The sequence below is a fragment of the Verrucomicrobia bacterium S94 genome, from assembly GCA_004299845.1.
In the GTDB taxonomy this organism is placed as follows: domain Bacteria; phylum Verrucomicrobiota; class Kiritimatiellia; order Kiritimatiellales; family Pontiellaceae; genus Pontiella.
Genome location: CP036201.1, coordinates 2858082 through 2879187, shown reverse-complemented (window position 1 = coordinate 2879187; position 21106 = coordinate 2858082). Strand labels below are relative to the sequence as shown.

Annotated in this window: 10 protein-coding genes and 1 pseudogene; 9 read left to right on the top strand and 2 right to left on the bottom strand. The window is 53.8% G+C overall.

All coding sequences use genetic code 11. The features are described 5' to 3' along the window. The first annotated feature begins 8 nt into the window (after positions 1 to 8). The 9 genes and pseudogenes from EGM51_12550 to EGM51_12510 all read left to right on the top strand — a co-directional run bounded on the left by EGM51_12550 (position 9) and on the right by EGM51_12510 (position 19555). Positions 9 to 3086, top strand: a complete 3078-nt coding sequence (locus tag EGM51_12550; GenBank protein ID QBG48180.1) for a hypothetical protein — start codon at positions 9 to 11, stop codon at positions 3084 to 3086. Between the two features lie 96 nt (positions 3087 to 3182). Next, positions 3183 to 4589, top strand: coding sequence for an MBL fold metallo-hydrolase (locus tag EGM51_12545; GenBank protein QBG48179.1), 1407 nt, complete (start codon positions 3183 to 3185; stop codon positions 4587 to 4589). A 274-nt stretch (positions 4590 to 4863) separates the two neighbouring features. Continuing rightward, positions 4864 to 6444, top strand: coding sequence for a hypothetical protein (locus EGM51_12540; GenBank protein ID QBG48178.1), 1581 nt, complete (start codon positions 4864 to 4866; stop codon positions 6442 to 6444). A gap of 11 nt (positions 6445 to 6455) precedes the next feature. Continuing rightward, the gene (locus EGM51_12535; protein QBG48177.1) at positions 6456 to 8429 is read left to right on the top strand and encodes a VCBS repeat-containing protein; all 1974 of its coding nucleotides are present in this window, start codon (positions 6456 to 6458) and stop codon (positions 8427 to 8429) included. Beyond that, entirely contained in the window at positions 8413 to 10035 is a 1623-nt protein-coding gene (locus tag EGM51_12530) for a Pyrrolo-quinoline quinone (GenBank protein QBG48176.1), read from the top strand. The genes EGM51_12535 and EGM51_12530 overlap by 17 nt, the downstream gene beginning before the upstream one ends. After that, positions 9989 to 13558: a hypothetical protein gene (locus EGM51_12525; GenBank protein ID QBG48175.1), complete on the top strand. Its 3570-nt coding sequence runs from the start codon at positions 9989 to 9991 to the stop codon at positions 13556 to 13558. Before EGM51_12530 ends, EGM51_12525 begins: the two co-directional genes overlap by 47 nt. 123 nt (positions 13559 to 13681) lie before the next feature. Beyond that, positions 13682 to 16662: pseudogene (locus EGM51_12520) on the top strand (FAD-dependent oxidoreductase). A gap of 164 nt (positions 16663 to 16826) precedes the next feature. Further along, entirely contained in the window at positions 16827 to 18158 is a 1332-nt protein-coding gene (locus EGM51_12515; GenBank protein ID QBG48174.1) for a carbohydrate-binding protein, read from the top strand. A gap of 101 nt (positions 18159 to 18259) precedes the next feature. Beyond that, entirely contained in the window at positions 18260 to 19555 is a 1296-nt protein-coding gene (locus tag EGM51_12510) for a hypothetical protein (GenBank protein ID QBG48173.1), read from the top strand. A gap of 227 nt (positions 19556 to 19782) precedes the next feature. Here EGM51_12510 and EGM51_12505 read toward each other — a convergent pair whose 3' ends face one another. Next, complete coding sequence (locus EGM51_12505) at positions 19783 to 20304, bottom strand: lipocalin (GenBank protein ID QBG48172.1); 522 nt, start codon at positions 20302 to 20304, stop codon at positions 19783 to 19785. Then, entirely contained in the window at positions 20301 to 20795 is a 495-nt protein-coding gene (locus tag EGM51_12500; GenBank protein QBG48171.1) for a glutathione peroxidase, read from the bottom strand. The genes EGM51_12505 and EGM51_12500 overlap by 4 nt, the downstream gene beginning before the upstream one ends. Positions 20796 to 21106: the final 311 nt, after the last annotated feature.

Below are 21106 nucleotides of genomic sequence, written 5' to 3'. Positions count from 1 at the left end.
TTTGGATTATGCCGCAACGCGTTCATGAGCTGATTGTTTTTCCGACGGAGCTGGCGTTGCGGCGTTTTCAACAGCAGGAAGCGTTGAAAAGCGGCTTTGTAGACGCGTCCGGCCATACGACATTTTCCAGGCTTCGGAAAATCTGTCTGCCCTACGCATCCATAAAAGGAACGCCGATGGAGGCCGTGCAGCAACTGCTTCTACAGCGGCAGGTGGTTGAAGTGGCTTTCGGGCATTTCACCGGGCAGGGGGCGCTGGGAAAACTCTCGGCCAATGCATTGGCCGAGGTGCTGGAAAAGCTGATCACCGAACTGGCTTCGCTTCCGGCCGATGCGCAGGAAATCATTAACTGGCTGCTGGGGCAGCGCAAAGGGTCCCGACTTTATCAGCTGGGAACGCTTGCGAGCATCTGGCGTGCGACGTTGCAGCAGGAGGGGGTTGTCGATGCCATCGGCGTGAATGGGGCGATTCTGAAACTGCTGCGGGGAAACCGGAATAAATGGCCGCCGATTCTGCGGGACTGCAGCCGTCTGACGTTCCGGTCGGTGCGCTGGTTCAATCCGTTTGAGGAACAGTGTGTTTCGGCGCTGAATCAGAAATTGAAAATTTCGGTGGAATCGGCATTGCCGCATGCGCATGCGGAAGCGGCGGCGGATCGGCTTGGACAGAAAATTCAGGCTGAGATTATGGCCGAACCCTGGGCGATGTGGACGGAGGATCTTGGAGACGCACTGGCGGTCAACAGTCCGGAAATCCTGAGTTTGTCGGATGTCTCGCGCATCAGTTTTTCGCGGTCGGCCGGGACTTATGGCGAAATAGAGGATCTTGCGCGGCGAATCTGCTGGAATCTCCAGACGCTGCACATTCCGGCAAACCGAATTGCGCTGGTCGTTCCCAATATCGGACAGGTGCAGGATGTTGTTCCGAATGTTTTCAGCCGTTTTCAGATTCCTTATTTTTTCCGGCGCGGTCGGCCGGTACTTTCATCGGCGGTGGTGAAATCCTTTATGGCATGGCTTGCTTTTCCACTGCGGCCGGAGCGCAACATCATGCTGGATCTGGTGCGGAACCCGGTGCTTGCATTCGATGACCGCGAGGCGGAAACAGAACGGCTCCTGCGGGAACCGCCGCGTTTACGCATGCCGGTTAAAGACATGTCCGGACTGCAGGCTCTGCAGCAGCTGAATGCGAAAGTGATTGAGCCGGAGGATCATTTTAACCGGGAGGCCTTGCAGCGGCTGAAGGACGTACTTGAGTGTATCGGCAGTCAGGCACTTCCGCTTGACGAGCTGGTGGACCTGGTCGAGAAACTGCTGGAAAATGAAACCGTAAAGCCGCGCGATTCGCATGAGCAGGGGGTCTGGATTATCAATCCTCATGATGCGGTCGGGCTCGATTTCGATGTGGTGCTTTTCGCCGGACTGAATGAAGGGGAATTTCCGGCGGTTCCGCAACAGGATGCACTGCTGAATGACCGGGAGCGTTTTATGTTGCGGACTCATTTGGAGCAGCAGGGGCGCCACCTGCCCAAAATGGCATTGCCAAAGGCCGATGTTTTATTTGAACAGCAGTCAGTACTCTTTTTAACGGCACTGGGGATGGCGCGCGAACAATTGGTATTTTCCTATCAGGCCGTTGACCAGGAGGGGAATGAAAAAGGCGAAGGCGAATATTTCCGCAAACTGTGGAATCTGGCGGGCTGGCCGGCGCAGGAAGAAATGCGGCTCAGTCCGTACGATCAGTGTCGGCTTATCGTTCTGGCCGAAGATAATTTTATTTCAGATCATTGGCAATCGCAGCAGTTAACGACTCCCGAAGATCGCCTGCCGATGCCTGGAGAGTCGTTCCTGCCGATTATCCCGCTTCCGTTGTGCAGGGCGGAAGATGAGGCCTTGCAGTCGGCGGTTCAAGGCGGGCGGTCTGCCGACGGTATTGAACGTGCAACGCCTGTTAGCGGCCGGCTTGAGCATCTGGTGCAAATGCTGCAGATGGAAGCGGAACGTGAGGAGTATCTGGAAACCGCCATTGAAGACCGTAAACCGTCGGTCTACTGCGGGCATATTGAGGCGTTGAAGGATCAGGTGAACCGGTGGTTGGAAAAGAAACAGGAGCTCAGTGCGACGGCATTGGAAGCGCTGGCGCAGAACCGCTATATTTTTCTGCTCGAACGTGTATTCGGGATTTATGATCCGCGCGTGGCGGACGATACGCCCGATCCGATGGAGCGCGGAGGACTGATTCACTCCATTCTCTACGAAATTTATTCGGCCGTTGCCAACGGAACATCCGGGATCGATGCGCCGCGCCTTTTTGCTGTTAAAACTTCCAGAGGATGGAGCCGCCGGAGCGAAGGCGGTGTGGATGCCGTTCCGCTGGCGGCGTTTGATCCGGAGCGTTGTGCGGACTACGAAGCCTTTGCCCTTGATGTGGCGAACCGGATGATGGATGAGGAACAACTGGGACATCCCGGTATCTGGGCGGCGGAGCGGCGGAAGATTCTTGAGATGGTGTTGAATTTTGTGCGTTATGATGTGGAAACCTGCGCCGCTGAAAACCGCTATCCGGCACTGTTTGAACTGAAATTCGGGGGCGAGACTGCGGTTGACCTGAGCTGCACGAAAGTGCATGGGGCTATCGATCGCATTGATCTTATTTTTGAGGAGACGGGGGAACTGCAGAAAGTGCGGGTACTGGATTATAAAGGGTCGTCAAAGGCCCGCACGAAGCGGGATGAATATATCGCAGAGATTATTCGGAATCTCGATTGTCAGCTTCCGGTGTATGCGCTTGCGGCGCAGCAGCAGTTTTTCGGGGAAGTCAATACGGCGGATGCCAATGCCCGGACGGAAGCCGGCTATCTGATCTGCGAACGCGATTTTTCAAGGCTTGGAAAGCAGTTTCAGAAAAGCCTGATCCCAATGGATGAAGAGGGCATGCTGCCCGGGTTTTTCCGGACGCTGGAACGCAATATCGGAAAATTGAAAGCGGGCGATTTCGCTGTTGATCCTTTGATTGCCGCGTATAATGACTATACGTCCATTTGCCGCACCGAGGCGGTTGACTGGGAAGATATAGCGTATTTTTGATTTTCAGCCTGCGGATCTTCAGATTGTGGAATTCAGGTGCAGAACCGGGAATCAAAAATCAGCAATCGGAAATCAAAAATAACATAGGAGCAGGAGATGCAGATTAAACTCAACTTTTTCGGCGCGGCAAAAAATGTAACGGGATCCTGCTATTATCTCGAAGCCAACGGGAAGCGGTTTCTGATTGACTGCGGCCTGTATCAGGAACGCGATCTGAAGCCACGCAACTGGGCTGAATTTCCGGTGCCGGCCAATACGATTGACGGGGTTCTGCTGACCCATGCTCATCTGGATCATTGCGGGCGCATTCCGAAACTGGTGAAAGAGGGGTTTGAGGGGACGGTTTATGCGACGTCGGCGACGGCCGAAATTGCCAATATCATTATGCAGGATTCGGCGCATATTCAGGAAGAGGACATCAAACACAAGAAGCGTCGGCATGAAAAACAGGGTAAAAAAAGTCCGTTTCCTTATGAGCCGCTCTACACGATGGAGGATGCGCAGAAGGTGAGTTCCATGTTTCAGAAGGTGAAATATGCCCGGCCCCTGACGATTGGCGAAGGAATAACCGCCGAATTCCGCGAGGCGGGGCATGTCTTCGGCTCTTCTTCCATCCGTATTTCAATTACGCAGGGCGGTGAAACCCGGACCATTCTGTTCTCCGGCGATGTCGGTCGCTGGGATCTGCCGATTATGCGCGATCCGCATCAGTATGAGACTGCGGATTATGTGCTGATTGAATCGACCTACGGAGATCGGGTGCACGGCGAGGTAAAAGACATTCCGGGTGAACTCGCACGCATTATTAATGAAACGGTTGAAGCCGGCGGGAATATCATTATCCCGAGCTTTGCGCTCGAGCGTACGCAGGAACTGCTCTATCACCTCAACGGGCTGGTGAATGAAGAGCGTATTCCGCTGCTGCCCGTTTTTGTCGACAGCCCGATGGCGATCAAAATAACGGATGTATTCAAAAAGCATCCGGACCTGTTCGACGATGAAACCCTGGAGCAGCTGCGGGCGGGGGATAAACCCTGCGATTTCCCGCGTCTGGAAATGTCGAGAACGGTGGATCAGTCCAAGGCCATTGCCCATGTAAAAGAATCGGCCATCATCATTGCCGGTTCCGGGATGTGTACCGGCGGGCGGGTGAAGCATCATTTGAAGAGCAATCTGGAACGTCCGGAAAGCACCATTCTTTTTGTCGGGTATCAGTCGCGCGGGACGCTCGGCCGCATTATTCTGGATGGAGCGGAAGAGGTTCGGCTGTTTGGTGAAACAATGCCGGTAAAAGCCCGTGTGGCTAAAATTTCAGGATTCTCTGCACATGCTGATCAGAACGAACTGTACCAATGGATTTCATCCATTAAGCAGCCGCCGAAAAAAGTGTTCATTACCCACGGGGAGGAAGAGCAGGCCGAGGCTTTCGGAAGATTTCTGACTGAAAAGACCGGTTGGAACTGCATCGTTCCGGAATATGAACAGGAAGTGGTGCTGGATTAGTTGGTACATGGATGTGGGGAGGCGGCTCTCTGAATCGCTCAGATTGTCGATTTTCCCCGCCGGCAAGACGGATAAATCAACATTCGGGCCAGCTGAAAGGCTGGCCTTTTTCTTTTCTGCGCCGCCGTTCGCTATCCTCTTGTTCGGGAATCAGATAGAGATGGGAGCGCTCTCCGGGATCGGGCTGTCTTGTAAAATATTCAATGTATAGTGCCTAAACAGGGGGATTTTCTGTGAAGTATGAGAACATATAACCGACGGGGATTTGATCATAATGAAGTTACGTTTTTTATTGGGGATATTGGTTGGTCTGGGCGGCATTTCCGGAGTGAAGGCGGTGGAACCGCTGTGGAAGCAGGAAACGTGGGACGAAGGGCGGCAGCTGGTCTGGGCGAATCCGGGGACGAGCGGTGAGGTCGGTGATACCTCCAACTGGACGGAAAACGGAAAAACCGCGTCTGCGCCGCCCGATCGGAATACTGATATTCTGCTTCCGGCATCAGAAAAATATTATGTCGTAACCGGTTCGCGTAAGCATCAGGTCCGCCACGTGGTGATAGAGGAGAATGCCGAACTGAAAGGCCGGCACCGGAATGAGTTGGAAATCTGGGGAAACGTAGATGTGAAGGAGGGCGGCTGGATTCATTTCATTTCGATCCGCGGCGATAAAGACACCTATTTTAATATCGAGGAGTCGGTTTTCCCGGGAGACGGTCGGGTGTATCGGCACTGTTCAAAAAATCCACCGAAGGAAAAATGCTGTAATTCGCAGATTTCCCATAAGTTTCAGATTGGCAAGATCGGCACAAAATCGGTGGAGTTTCTGAGTAACGTCGGTGTGAGCGATGAAGTGATGCTGCAGCATGGAAAGTGTATTATCAGCGGCGACTTCCGATTCAGCGGGGCAACCAATAAAGGTGCGTTTGAGGTATATGACGGCGGCATTCTTGAAATCCAGTCCGGCGGCCGTCTGGCTCCGTTCATCAATGATAACCGCAAGGCGGTTTATAATGTGAATATCTACCGTAACGGTGTGCTGCAGGCGGGATCGCCGGAGCGGCCGCTGACGGAGGATGCGTATCTGTGCCTTGGTTTTGCCGTGAATGACAAGCCGGGGCGTTCGGGGCTGTATGCGGCGCTGGGTTCAATGATCCGTGTCTATTCTGAAAACCCGAAAAAAGCGCGGCTGGTGGTTACTTCCATTACATCTGTAGACGATTTTACGGACGGGCAGGGGCGTGAAGTGGGCCGGGCCGGTGAAAAAGCCGATGATGAAAAGGGTGTGATGCTGCAGCTCGCCGGCGACGTGCAGCTTGACGGGGTGCATTTTGATTATATTGCGGAGGACGGTATCGGCCTGTTTGATGAGGATGCGGTGAAGACCTGGAAAAATGTGACGTTCGGGAAAAAGTGTGCGTCATCGAATCCGAAAAAGCTGGTGGCTGAAATGAAAGCGGATCCTAATTCCTATTACCACGGCCGCGGGGACCAGCGGTCGGAATACGGTCTGACACTCAAAGCCATGGCGTCCATGAATCAGCATCTTGGAGTATACGAACCTTTTCAACTGAGGACTTTGCCGGAAAACACCACGGTTCGCAAAGTAGGAAAGGGAAACAACCAGATTGAAACGCCGGTGGCTGTTATTTTTGATGAGCCGGTTGAGGTCGAGGTCCGGACGCGCGTGCCGGGTGCGAAAATCCGTTATACAACTGACGGTACGGAACCGGGCGCCCAGTCTCCGGCCTACACCAAACCGATTAAACTGACTAAAACTACGAAGCTGACGGTTAAGGCCTATAAAAAAGGTGTAGGTTTCAGCCCGACCTATACTACGACCTATGTCATCCGATAGGAAAATACAGCATGAAATTTTATAATAAACTTCTGTGTGGTCTGGCCGCGGTTTTCGGTATCGGTTCGGCGCATGCGGTCATCAACCCGGCGCTGCAGCCCGATGTCTATTACGATAAATATGATCATGTGATGGTGCTGCGGCTTGATGCGGTCGATGTTGAAGCCGGGGTTCTGTCGTGTTCTGTTGTAAAATCCCTTAAAGGGACCTATTTGCCGGAACAGTTCATTAAAATCGTATTCACCGGTGTAATGAAAAGTCAGGTGGCCGAGCGGGTGTCGGCCGGCGTTTTTGAAGTCGGTAAAGCGTTTCCGGTTTTTGCGGGTAAACCGAGCCGTCGTAAGTCGAAGCGTCAGGTCCGGATGTATTTCGATGAATTTTTTGTCGGAGAAGTCCAGGAAACCCAGCTGCTGCATATCGGTACATCGGATGGTTCCGAAAAGGACCCGGAAGGCCGGTCCGTCAATACGCTGGCCGGTATTTACTGCGGGATGACCGGGCAGTTGATTCAGATGCTGGAGGACATGGCGGCAGACACGGAGTATTATCCGCGCAAAGCCTATGTCCGATTTAAACCTGATATGCTGGTCAGTCAGCTGGAGGGCTCTGTTGAGGGGGTGGCGATGTACGATCTCAACGGCGACGGCATGGAGGATCTGGTGGCCTGTTCGCCAAAGGGTGACCGTATCTTTCTGCAGGTGGAACCGATGACGTTTTCCGATGTTACCGAATCGCTGGGCATCAATTCCGCCTCTGAAAGTTGTTCTGCAGCCGATGTGGATTGCGATGGACTTGCGGATCTGATGCTGGGGGCCTCCATTTATAAGGGTACATTTAATAAAACCTATGGACTGGAGAAAACAGACTGGCTGAGCGTGGAAAACGCTGCGGCACTGAAAAGTGCATCATTTGTTGAGCTGAACGGAGACGGTTTTCCGGATGTGGTCATCAGTCTGAAGGGCGGGGGACTGCAGACCCTGCTGAATCCGTCCGAAACCGGAACGGATTTCCAGGGATATTCCGCCGGACTTCCGGATGCAGGAAACGGCTATGTCGTAACCGGCGACTGGAACGGTGATGCCCGCACGGATTTTTTCTATTCCGAAGGGCGCGGTCATTTTCTGGTGCAGGATGAAAACGGCTGGTTTGCTCCGCTGGAACACGACATCGATTTTTCCTTCAGGACCGGAATGGATGAAATCGGTAAAACCGGCGCCGGTGTTTTTATGCCGACCTATCGGCAGGATCAGATGGATCTGGTGGTTCCGATTGAAAAGGACTGGCTGATTATCGAAAACCGTGACGGCGTTCCGACCGATATTACTATGTACGGCAATGAGATCAGCGAAGGTTCAGATTATCATCTGGCGACGGTCTATGCCGACCTCAATTTGGATGGCTACATGGATATCTACACCGTTTGCGATCAGCAGAAAGAGAACCGGTTTATTATCAACCGGGGATACGGATCCTATATGCATGCGAAAGTGCATGTGGATGAAAAACCGCTTTTCAAAGGACCGGCCCATGGGTCCGGCGGACGGTCGCTTGCGGTGGGTGATGTGAATGATGATGGCGCGCCGGACCTGCTGATCGGCAACGAACAGGGGCAGCTGTTTTTAATTGAGAACGATACGCTGTCGATGCGGGATGAAAATGAACTGTTGACGAAAGATGAAAAACGGCTGTTGGAGACAGTGCTCTGTTCGGTCCGGGTTCTCGGGCCGAAAGGGGTGGTCGGAGCGAAAGTCCGGCTGCTGAATGAAGCCGGAAGGGTTGTTGCCCGGAAGGATCTGGGTCGTAATACGGCCACGGGATGCCGCAGTCCGGATGCGGTCTGTTTTGCGGTGCGTCAGCCGGGAACATATAACGTGAGTGTTGAATATGCCGACGGGCATGTACGCGATGCGGAAGTGGATCTGACCGGAACCAAACGCGCATCGATTGTGATTGAGCGTGGGGATTCTGATGATGCTGCCTGGTGATCTTGCTGTTGTTCCGATCTTTGTCAATGCGGGGGCGGCATTGCTTCCGGCCATGGCGGCGGGAATCGCCACCTTTTTTGCCCTGCTGTTTAAACCCAGAGCGTTGCTCAAAGCCTGTCGGGAAAAACCGCTGCTTCCGGTGGGCGTTCTGCTGGCTGGTGCGGGCATCTGGATGGCGGTAAAGCTCTGGCCAGCGCATGGCGGAGAGTTGTCCGACAGCGAATCAGCACGCCGTTCAGCGGCGTCCGAACCCGTCTATATCGACTGGACGGAAGTAGCTCTTCAAAGTATTAAAGCCAGAGGCCGAAGCGAAAGGACTCCGGTTCAGTCCCGGCCGGCAGTTTCGTCTGAAACGGCTGTTACTGAAGCGCCGGTGATTTTCCGAGGCGGAGCCGCCCGTCTCGGAGCATCGGGTTCCGCGCCGGAGGGAAAGCTGAATCTGGTGTGGGATTATTATCCGAGCTGGGTGGACGATGACGGCACAGTGGAGGTGGTTGAAGCGGCTATGGTGCTTTCGAGTCCGGCGGTTTTCGGCAACCGGATTTATGCGGCTTCGTGCGAGCTCGATCCGCCGGACAGTTATGGCCTTGTTTTCTGTGTGGATGCGGATTCCGGAGATACCCTGTGGTCGATTGATCAGGTGGACGGTGAAGAACTGATGGGATTCTTCAGTTCTCCGGCGGTTACGGCCGACGGAAACTATGTGCTGATCGGTCAGGGGCTGCATCCGGATACGGACTGCCGGCTGATCTGTATTGATGCCGAAAAGGGGAGGATTCACTGGACGGTACAAACCGAACTGCACATTGAAAGTTCTCCGGTTATCGAAAACGGTGTGGTCTACGTCGGTGCCGGAGCCATTGAGGATCCGGATACGCATAAACCGGTCAGTCATGCCGGGTATGTAATGGCTGTTCGTATTGAAGACGGCAAAGAACTCTGGCGGCACGATGTGGCCGATCCTGAAAGTTCGCCGGTTGTGAAAGACGGTGTGGTGTATATCGGCAGTGGATTTAACGGAAAGGCGGTTGTGGCTCTGCGGACGGAACCGGAGCTGAATGGTCAGCCGCGTGAAATCTGGCGGACGGAAACGCCGTATCCGATTACGGGGGCGGTGACGCTGGTGGATGATACGCTGATCGTTGGCGGAGGTAATGGAGACTTTGTGTTCCGCGATCCGGATCCTGCCGGAGTGGTGATGGCACTTGATGCTGAAACCGGAAGAATAAAATGGACAACCGCTATGCCCGATGCGGTGCTCGGTGCTGTGGCCGCGGGAAAATATTTGATTGCACCTGTGGCGTCCGGAAAGGTGAAGGCGCTTGATCCGGCGACGGGGCAGGAGATCTGGTCGACGGCTGTCAGCGGACAGGCCCCGGTTCTGGCGGGGGCGTCTATTGCCGGGGATCACGTCTATGCGGTCAGTCATGACGGGTATCTGGTAACGCTTGCGCTTGAGACCGGTGAGGTGCTGGATAGAATTTATATCAATGCCCGGACCCGTCCGGGCGAACAGGGCCTTTCGATCAGTTCACCCATGATTCAGGACGGCCGGATTTATGTGGGCAGTGAAACCGGGGGGCTCCGCTGTTATGAAGGGTCATAATCGCTGGATCGTCGGCATTCCGGAGGCCTGTGAATTGGGGCTGGTGGGCGGAAAGGCGATCAATCTGGCCCGGCTGATGCGGGCTGATTTGCCGGTGCCCGACGGTTTTGTCATTACCACCGAGGCATTCAGGGGTTCGGAAGACGGGCGTGTATCTGATGCTTTGGCGCAGCAGATCCGCGAAGCACTGATTCCTTTTTCCGGTAAACGGATGGCGGCCCGTTCTTCGGCAACAGCCGAAGATATGGCCGGCGCCTCCATGGCCGGACAGTATGACACCTTTCTGAATCTGCAGGGTGCGGAAGCGGTCATTGAGGCGGTGGAAAAGTGCTGGCGCAGTATCCGCTCTCCCCGGACCGAGGCCTATTTGGCCGAGCATGGAATCGATCCGGCAGAAGTGGCTATGGCGGTGGTGGTTCAGCAGCAGGTTTCGGCGGATGTTGCAGGCGTGCTGTTTACGGTGGATCCGCAGACCGGTTCTCGGGAGCATATGCTGATTGAAGCCGCCTGGGGATTGGGCGAAGCACTGGTTTCCGGTGAGGTGCAGCCGGATGTGGTGCGTGTGGCGGTTAACGGGGATGACATTCTGTCGTACGACGTAGCGCTGAAAAAACAGGCCCTTTATCCCGGAGGCACCAGTGTTGAACCGGTACCGGAGGAGCTGCAGAACCGCGCGTGTCTTAGTTATGAAGCGATCGTTCAGCTGCGTGATCTGGGGCGACGTGCCGAAAAATATTTCGGTGCGCCGCAGGATATCGAGTGGGCCGTGGAAGAGGGTCGGATGCTGATGCTGCAGGCCCGATCAATTACCACACTGGCTGAGACGGACTGTTATAACCGGTTACTGAGAGAAACGCGGGCGTATCTCTGCCGGCGTCTGGAAGAGGGGGGCGGTTTCTGGGTGCGTCATAATCTGGGAGAAACGCTGCCGCATCCGACGCCGCTGAGCTGGAGCCTGGTTTCGCATTTTATGTCGGGTTGCGGCGGTTTTGGAAAAATGCACGAACAGCTCGGGTTTTCACCGGGCAGCGCGGTGAAAGCGCGCAGTTTCCTCGACCGTATCGGCGGCGAAATTTATATGGATTGCTCGCTGATGACGGAGATGTTTTCGGAAAACTATCCGTTTGCTTATGATCCGGAACTGCTGCGCAGTGATCCCGATGCAGCTCAGAATCCGCCTACGCTTCCGCAGGGCGGCCTGCGGGCTATCAGTGATGCGGCAAGGCTGGCTCGGAAAGCCGCCGCAAAAATTGAAAAGCTGACCGGAACGCTTGACCGGGAATTTGATGTTGAATTTGTTCCGAAGCTGCTGGCGTGGTCGGAGAAGCAGGAGGCACTGCGTCTTCCGGAGGTTGAAAATGATGCGCTGATTGCATTGTGGAAAGAACAGACGGCTGTTGTGCTGGATGATTTTGGGAAAACCGCGTTTCTGCCCAGTATGGTTGAGGCCGTGGCGGTGGAGGAACTGCGTCAGATTCTGAATGAATATCTCTGGGATGAAGAACCGGAGGAGGTGGTTTCCACGCTCTGTGTCGGTACGGTTCCGGACCGGACCATGGCCGCCAATATCGAACTGAAGCGGCTGAGTCCTGATGCGTGGATTGAAAGATACGGATTCCGTGCGCCGGCAGAATTCGATTTGGCATCGCCACGCTGGCGCGAGCGGCCGCAGGATGTGGCACAGCTCGCCGTGCGGTTGGGGAATGCTGATCTGGAGCAGGTGCACCGCGAGCGTATGCAGGCGGCGGAGGATTGTCTGGTCCGGTTGCGCGGTAAGCTGGATCCGGATGTTTTTGAAAAGGTTAAAACCACCTCGGATATTGTGCGGCGGTATCTGCGATTCCGTGAAGACGGCAAGTTTTATCTCATGCGGGCCTACAGCGTATTGCGGTTAACGGCTCTGGAGTTCGGCCGCCGGCTTCAGCTGGGTGAGGACATCTTTTTCCTCCGGCCCGACGAAATTTTTCAATCATTGGAAACCGGTTTTGTTCCGAAGGACCGCGTGGCACAGCGGAAACTGGAATATGTCGTGGAACAGCGGTTTCAGGTGCCGCATGTTATCGAGGCCGATGATATTCCTCAGCTTGGAACAGCACCGGTTCGAGCCGATGGCCCGACTTTGGATGCGCATTCGGTATCGAGCGGTCTGGTTGAAGGCTATGTTGAAATTGTGCGGTCGCCGGAGCGTTGTCCTGATTTCCCGCCGGGGACGATTCTGGTCTGTCCGTCGACCGACCCTTCATGGACACCGCTGTTTGCAAAGGCGGGCGGTCTGGTGCTGGAGCGCGGGGGCTCACTTTCGCACGGGGCTGTGGTGGCGCGTGAAATGGGGCTGCCGGCGGTGGTGCTGGACGGTGCTACGGAGCTGCTGAAACCGGGTGAACGGATTACGGTGGATGCCCAGGCCGGCCGGATTTACCGTGCGAATGCCGAGCCGGTTGAAAATACCGCCATTCCGCGTGTTGAAATTCCGCCGCCGCCAAGCGCTAAAGAGGCGGCGGCGAACCGGATCGGACTGATGGCTTCGATCGTTTGGGGGGTGTTGCTGGCTCTGGTTTTTCTGTTTCCGTCGCCGTTGCTGCACGATCCGGTATTTGGCCTTCTGGATGTACTTCTGTGGCCGCTGATTCGCAGTGTTGGTATGGTCGGGACAGTCGCCGTTGTGGCCGGTTTATTCGGACTGCTGCCGATAATCGGGCAGAAACTGCTGACGGATAATGAGCGCCTGTTTGAAGCGAAGCGACGGTCGGGCCGATTGCGAAAAGCGGCTGCCAAACTGCCGGGCGGCAGTGAACTTCGTAAAAAAATGGAAGCACTTGCGGCTCCGGTTACGATGCGGATTCTGAAAGCTTCGATGGTTCCGTTAGCCTTGATTCTGGGGCCGATGGTTATGGTTTTTATGTGGTTCCCGGCGCGGGTGGACCCGGCGTCGTGGAACGCGCAGCCGGGGCGTATGGTGAGCATTGTGGTCGAAGTGGACGGGGATTGTGCCGAGCCGGTTTCGCTATCGGTGGCTGCGCCGCTGAAACTAGATTCGGATGCGGTACAGATGCTGCCGCCGATTCGCGCGGAGCTTGAGCGTATCCGTGCCGGCTGGCTGGAGGGCAGTGATATGCCGGAGCTGCCCTGGGAGGTACAGGCGGCGGGGGAGCAGGTACGGAAAACGATGCTGACGAGCCTGAATGCCTATCTGAAAAGCAGGGTGCCGCCGCAGAAACTGACTTGGTTGGTCCAGGTGCCGGACACGGCAGAGGGTGCCTTCCCGGCTGCGTTGAAGATCGGGGATTTAACAGAAATGGAATTCAATCTTGCATTCGGTCAACGCGTGCCGCGGGAACCTTCGACGTGGCTGGAGGTATCGGAGCAGGTGGTTTCCGTGACGGTGAATTATCCGCGTGCCCTGCAAAATGCGTCGTTCTTTTCCTTTCCGGGTACCCGGAAAGATCTGGGCTGGCTGGGGGTCTATCTGCTGGTTTATCTGCCGAGCATGTATGCGGCTAAATTAATTCTGCGGGTTCCCTGATCTTTTCCTTTGGCGAGGATTGTGGCGCAAATGTGCTCTCCTTCTGCGATACATGGAGTATTCGGTCTTGCTCTTAGCCGATACGTTGAATGTTGAACTACTGGTATTGGAAGAGGTATGGCTATGAAACGTGTGTTGATGATGTGCGCGAGTATGGTGCTGGCTGCAGGTGCGGCGGATCCGGATCTGCGTGGACAGTGGAATTTTGATGATGGCACCGGAGTGGAAATATCGGATGCATCGGGTAACGGAAATATCGGATTTGCCCAAGGGGTGACGTGGGACAAGGGCGTGAACAATGCCGGTCTGCTGTTTAATGCCGGAGGGTTTGTGAATGCCGGCAACGATTCCAGCCTGAGTCCGGCGGAGGGGTTGACTGTCGAAGCCTGGGTGAAAATGTGGAATCTGCCCTACAAAAACTATCCGGAAATCATCACCAAAAAAGGTTCCTATGCATTCCGGTTTGCTCCGGGCGGAAAGCTTTCGGTGGAGCTGATGATCAACGGGGAGGCGGTTGAACTGACCTCCCGCCGTACCGAGTGGCCCAACAGCGTGTGGACGTATGTGGCGGCGACATATGATGGAGAAACCCTCGCGTTGTATGCCGACGGGGTGAAGGATGCGGAAAAGAAGGTTTCAGGGAAAATTGATAAAAGCCGGTCGAGTCTGGTGATCGGTTCGACCGATGGAAAATCGCGTGTTCCCGGCCGTATGGATGAGGTCAGGGTGGCGGGTCGCGGATGGAGTGAACAGGAAATTTATGATTCCTATCACGAAGGAGCGTATCAGGTGGCACGGGAGGACAGCACATTTCCTCAGTTTTTTGAGAAGAAAAAACGGCGTATTCCTGAAATGGCGGTTCCCGGGTTTATCTGGATTGATGCGGAAGATTTTGCTGATTATGGCGGCTGGAGTATGGATACGCAGTTTGTCCCGCAGATGGGATCGCCGTATCTGCTGGCCACCGGAATCGGTCAGCCGGTGAAGGATGCGGTGACCACATTGACGGTGCCTGAAGCCGGGACCTACCGGATCTGGGTGCGGTCGAAGAACTGGCTGAAGGAGCATGCGCCGGGAACGTTTAATCTGGCTGTAAATGGAATGGCTCTGAAAAAAACGTTTGGTGCGGAAGCCAGTGGGAAATGGGTCTGGGAAGATGGGGGAACGGTGACACTGGAGAAAGGTGATGCTGCACTGGCCCTGCATGACCTGACCGGTTTTTACGGTCGCTGCGATGCGATTATTCTGACGTCCGATCAAAACTATACGCCGCCGGCCGAACTGCAGGCGTATAAAAACGAACGTGCCCGACTGACCGGTCAGTCGTTGAAGGCTGAATTTAAAGGGGACTACGATGTCATCGTGGTTGGAGCAGGCGTGGCGGGAATCAATGCCGCCATTTCGTCGGCGCGTACCGGTGCTAAAACTGCGTTGATTCAGGATCGTCCGATGATCGGCGGCAACAACAGTCTGGAGCTGGGGGTCATTGTTTCCGGACCGGCAAATCACGGGAAACCGAACATGCGTGAGAGCGGACTGAACGAGGAAATCGGGCGGGTCCGGGCTTATAATTATCACGGAAAATGGAGTCGTGGTGCTGAAATTGTGGCGGCCGCAGAAACGAACTTAACGATTTTCCTGAACACCCATGTGAATGAAGTGGAGATGGATGGAGCTGCGATTAAGGCGGTGAAGGCATTTGATATGGTAGATGGTTCGCGTACCCGCTATACCGCGAAACAGTTCATCGACTGCACGGGCGACGGCTGGCTGGGATATTATGCCGGTGCTGAATATCGTCATGGCCGTGAGGCGCGGTCGGAATTCAACGAAAGCCATGCACCGGAACAGCCGGATAAGATCACGATGAGCGGCTGTCTGATGACCGGTCACACGCTTTCCTATAATACCAAAAAGGAAAAGAGTCCTCAGCCTTACAATGGCCCTGAGTGGCTGTGGGATCTTCGGCCGAACGGAAAAAATCTGGAGGCCCGCAATGGATTCGAAGGCAGTCATACCTATGGCCGCTGGTGGCATGAAAACGTGGGCGAAACGGATGACCTTTGGGATCCGGAAAATGCACGTGATGAGCTGATTATACTGAATCTGAGTTACTGGAACTGGATTAAAAACTATTCTTCGGTAAAGGATGAGGCGGCGAACTATCGTCTGACGATCCTGCCAATTGGTAATGCCAAGCGGGAAACGCGGCGTTTGGTGGGTGATCATATCCTGACGCAGGATGATGTGCTTTCTGCGCGTAAATTTGAAGATGCGGTGGCTACCGGCGGATGGTCGCTGGATGTGCACCATCCAAAGGGAATCTGGTCGGAAGAAGGCCCGTTTGATTTCAATACGTTGGCTCCCGCCAACCAGCTTCCGTTCCGGATTCTGTATTCGAAGAACATTGATAACCTGCTGTTTGCCGGGCGCCAGGTTTCGGCCACACATGTGGCTCTGGGCAATGTACGTGTTCAGGGAACCACCGGGGTGCTGGGTCAGGCGGCGGGTACCGCAGCTGCGATGTGTGTTGCAAAAGAAGTTAATCCGCGCGGCCTGTATCGGAATCATATCAAAGAACTGCAGCAGCAGTTACTTAAGGATGATCAGTACATCATTGGCCTTAAAAACGAAGATCCGGCTGATCTGGCCCGCAGTGCAACGGTTTCAGCTTCCAGTTTTATGGCAGGGGGGAACCGGAGCAGGTGATCAGCGGGGTGAGCCGGATTGTCGGTGATGTCAAAAACATGTGGATGTCTGATCCGGCGCAGCCGATGCCGCAATGGCTGGAACTGGATTTTGGGCAGGCCAAAAGAATGAATGCCATTTATGTGACGCTGGATACTGATTTGAATGACAAACGGCATGCATCCTGGGAATTTAAGGAAAGTGAACGGTTTGTTCCGGAAAGTATCCGCGATTATTCCGTGGAGGTGCTGGTGGATGGAAGCTGGCAGACTGTGGCTGAAGTGGAAGATAATTTTCAGCGACGTTTAATCCATCGGTTCCAGCCGCTGGAGGTTTCCAGAATCCGGATTAATGTCCTGCAGACCAACGGCGATAAATCGGCACGAATTTTTGAGGTACGGGCTTATAACGAATAGTTTTACGGTACGGAATCTGTGATTTGCCACCGCCTGTTCCGGGCGGTGGCTTTTTTGTCGGGTGTCTGAAAGGAAGGAATATTTTTGATCGGACGGGTGATTTCTTATTGCCAGTTGCTTTCGGACTGTTTACGTTCTCAGTCTTGGAGAAACAGGAGATTCAGATGAATATACGATACACCGTTCTCGTTCTGGCCGCAGCTGCCGGAGGTACCATGGCGCAGAACCCGCTGGTCACCCACATGTATACGGCGGACCCGACCGCCCGCGTTTTCAATGATACGCTGTATATTTATCCTTCGAGTGATCAGGTTCCGCCGGAGGGAAGAAAGGCCAACGATTTCTGTATGCCGGGGTATCGCATGTTCCGTCTTGATGGGGGGGCGACGTGGACGGATGTCGGGCCGGTGCTGGATCAGAATGAGGTGCCGTGGGGGAAAAAAGATTCTTTTGCGATGTGGGCGCCGGACTGTATCGAAAAGGATGGGAAATATTATTATTATTTCCCGGCGGCTCCGCTGGACGGTTCGGCTTTCCGCCGTATCGGGGTGGGGGTATCTGATTCGCCCGAAGGTCCGTTTACATGGGAGCCGCACTATATCGAGGGGGTGAAGGGGATCGATCCCGGCCTGTTCGTTGATGACGATAACAGGGCCTATCTCTATTTCGGCGGCGGACATGAACTGTTTGTGGTCCCGTTGAAAGACAACATGAAGGAAATCGCCGCGCCGCCGAAAAAGGTTGAGCATCTGCCGAAAGGTTATAAAGAAGCCTCCTTCATGTTTAAACGGAACGGAATTTATTACATGACCTTTGCGCATACCTTCCCGCAGGAAGGGTATACGATTGGTTATGCCACGTCGGACTCACCGATGGGACCGTTTGTATACGGTGGAAAAATCATGGACAACATCGGCAACGGCACCAACCATCATTCCATCACCAAATACAGAGGACTGTGGATTCTGTTCTATCATTGGTGGGATATCAGCGGATTCAATAAACTGCGCTCCATGCGGGCGGATTATCTGCAGTTTCATAAAGACGGCAGTATTCTGAAGGTGAAGCCGACCCTTCGGGGTATTGGAACGCCGGGGCTCGGTGAGTTGATCCAGGTTGATCGGTATAACGAAATTAACGGTTGTGAAACGGCTTTTCTTGAACATGACGGCTATCGCGGCTGGATGGTGACCGAAACGAAACCGAACAGCTATGTCCGTTTTGATCGCGTGGACTTCACCGGTGCGAAAAAAATCCAGGCCCGGATCGCCTGCGGGCAGACCTACGGGAAATTCGAGATTCGTCAGAATCAAATCTGGGGAAAACTGCTGGCGGAATTTCCGGTACATTATACGGGTGGCTGGAACAGCTGGGAAACCATCGAGGCGGAAATCAAAGAGCCGGTTGACGGGGTGCATAATCTGGTGGTGGTGTTCAAGCCGGACTGGGGCGGAACCAAACTGGTTAATCTCGACTGGCTGAAGCTCACCGAATAGAACATTTTCTGACGGAAGCCGCGCGGGAAGGTGTCAGCTTCCGGTGCCGTATTGAAAAAATCGCGCATTGTTTTCCGGCGGCTGGGCGTTATGCTTTCCTGATGAAGATTCTTCCTGTCATTGGAGTTTTGCTGGTCGCTGCGGCCCAGGCCGCAACATTGCGGATTGAGGGTGAAAACGCGTGGCTTAAATCCGAGGGCACACCGCTTTCCAAAATCCTCTATCTGTTTGAACAGCGGGGTGCAGAGGTGCTGATTGATCCGTCACTGGAACTCGGACGGGTGACCGGTGAATGGGAAGGGACAAAAGTGGAGCGGCTGATCGCTCAGCTCGTCAGCCCGAACAGTTATTCCGTTCAGTGGAAACGGGTCGACAGTCCTCTGGGTGCGTTTTATCAGGTTTCCTCGATCCGGGTTTTCGGTGACCGGGCATCGGCGGCAAAGCGCATCAGTCAGCCCGAGCGTGTGCTGGATGTGGTGGAGGGTACGAATGGCGTGAAGTATGTGCGCGGTGAAATTCTGGTGGGGTTTAAAGAGGGCTCTACCGTGAACGATCTCAACCTGCTGTTGCGAAAACTGAATGGAACTGTGGTTGAGGTGATTAATCCGCCGGGCATTTACCGGATCCGTCTGAATGATGATCTGAGTGCAGAGAAGGCATTGGCCATTGCTGCAGCGCATGAGAGTGTTGAGGCAGCAGAGCTGAATCTGGCTTATTCGAATGCGGCCATGCCTACGGTTCCTATCTCCGGAACGCATGCCGGTCTTAACCTGGGGCTCGCTCCCGGCGAAACCGCTATTGCAGTTTTCGATTCCGGTCTTGATCCGGCATATGCCGATATGGATTTTATCCGTGGTTCCTGGAATGCGCTGAATCCGGGGGACGCTGTGGATGATCCAACAGGACACGGAACACTGGTTTCGCTCATTGCATCCGGTGCTATTACACCGCTGGGGGAGGAAAGCGGAAAAACGGGTGCGCCGGTTCTGGCGGTGAAGGTGTTCGACGAAAACGGGATGACTTCATCGGATGTGCTCATGAGTGCGATCAACTATGCACTGGCTTCAGATGTTGAGGTGATCAATCTCAGTTTCGGAACCTATGATGAGGTTGGTTTTCTGGAAAACGCAGTTGAGTACGCTGCTTCGCAGGGGATAGCAATTTTTGTGGCCAGCGGGAATGACGGTCTGAATGTTGCAGTAAATCCGGCGGCGAATCCGGTTACGGTTTCTGTTGGGGCAACGGACGGCAGCGGTCATGTCGCCGATTATTCCAATACTGCGGCTGATACCTATGCTTCCGGGACCGTTAAGTTTGACGGCAAGGTTCATTATGGTACCTCGTTTGCTTCGCCTCGTACGGCATACGAATATGCGACGCGTTCAGGAGATGAATAGTCCTTTCTTCCGGTCAGGGCTTACCCGTCTTTTCGGGGAGGGGGAAGGCTTCTTCAAGTGCGGCTATGCAGAAGGGGATGTTCCTGCCGGTGAGCTCTTTTTTTCTTTACCTTATTGCTCCGCAGATGAACTTTCAGTTGTTTTATACCGTGTTAGTTTAATATGTCGAAAATAAAGGCCGTGCGGCAGGTCGGTTGTCAGGGAGACGATTCTCTGGAGCGATGGCCTCATTTTATATTTCGGGATTGATCAACTGGAATCAGCTTCTCAATTTCAAATCCCAGCTCGCTGGCTCGCTGTACCATCGCGTGATACGTTTCTGTCTCAAGCTGCGGTTTGCGGGCGAGCAGCCAGAGATAGTTGAAGGAGCCGGTTGTTACGATGGCACGCGAATAGTCGTCATTGAGATCGATGATTTTATAGGAGCCGTAGAAGGGTTTGAAAAAGCTGACTTTCAGCCATCCTGTTGTCGGAGCACCTTTCAGTTCTGCATGTGCTTCGGCCTGTTTCCATTGCTGTTCTTCATCGAGATAGCCTCTATTGACAACGTTAATACTGCCGTTTTCGTTGAAGGAATAGGTGGCTGTAACATTGCTCATGCCATCTTCAAAGCGGTGGGGGAAGCGGGCAATTTCGTACCAGACGCCAAGATAACGGTCCGGCTCAAAATTGGAAACCGCATCCAGATTTTCAGTCGAATTGCATCCTGCAATCAGTAGGGTACACAGGCTTATCCATTTCAGTTTCATGGGGGATTCAGCTCCTTTTTTATCGCTGCAATGAGATCGGGATTCTGGGGTTTTGTCCGACTGCCGAAACGGCCAGCAACTTCGCCATTACGGGAAATCAGGAACTTATTGAAATTCCAGGAAATTTTTCCACCATACACCGGGTTGTTTTCAGGGGAGGTGAGATAGCTGTATAACGGATGCCGGCCGGGACCTTTTACTGCAATTTTTCTGAATATTGTAAATGTTATGCCATAGTTCAATTTGCAGAATGATGCGATCGCTTCATTTGAACCCGGCTCTTGTTTCAGGAAGTCATTTGAGGGGAATCCGAGGATCTCGAATCCTTGACCCTGATAGGCTTCATAGAGCCTTTGCAGGCCTTCATACTGTCTGGTGAAACCGCATTTGCCGGCAGTGTTGACGATGAGTAGTACTTTGCCTTTATAGGCCGCCATTTTTACGATTCTGCCGGAAACAGTTTCGGCTTTGAGATCATAAAATAAGTTCACATCAATCTCCGTTACTACAGGTTCGAAGCAGGAGGGAATTGGCCCTCATAAAAAGATCAGTATAGAAACAACGATTAGGATGCGGTGTTTCCGGTTTACATTTCTGTGTTCTATAAGCGGATGGACCGGCATTTTACGTTTGAATAGCTCCTTCCGAAAACGGGGTTTAAACCCGGTCTTCGGTTGCGGCACAGAAAATGAATTGGAAAAGATCGTACAGCGCGTCGAAATCCGTGTTTTATATTTAGATATTAGCTTATTTTTCTTCAGTCGGAAAGGTATTCTATACTCTTTATGCTGAACGGGTTCCT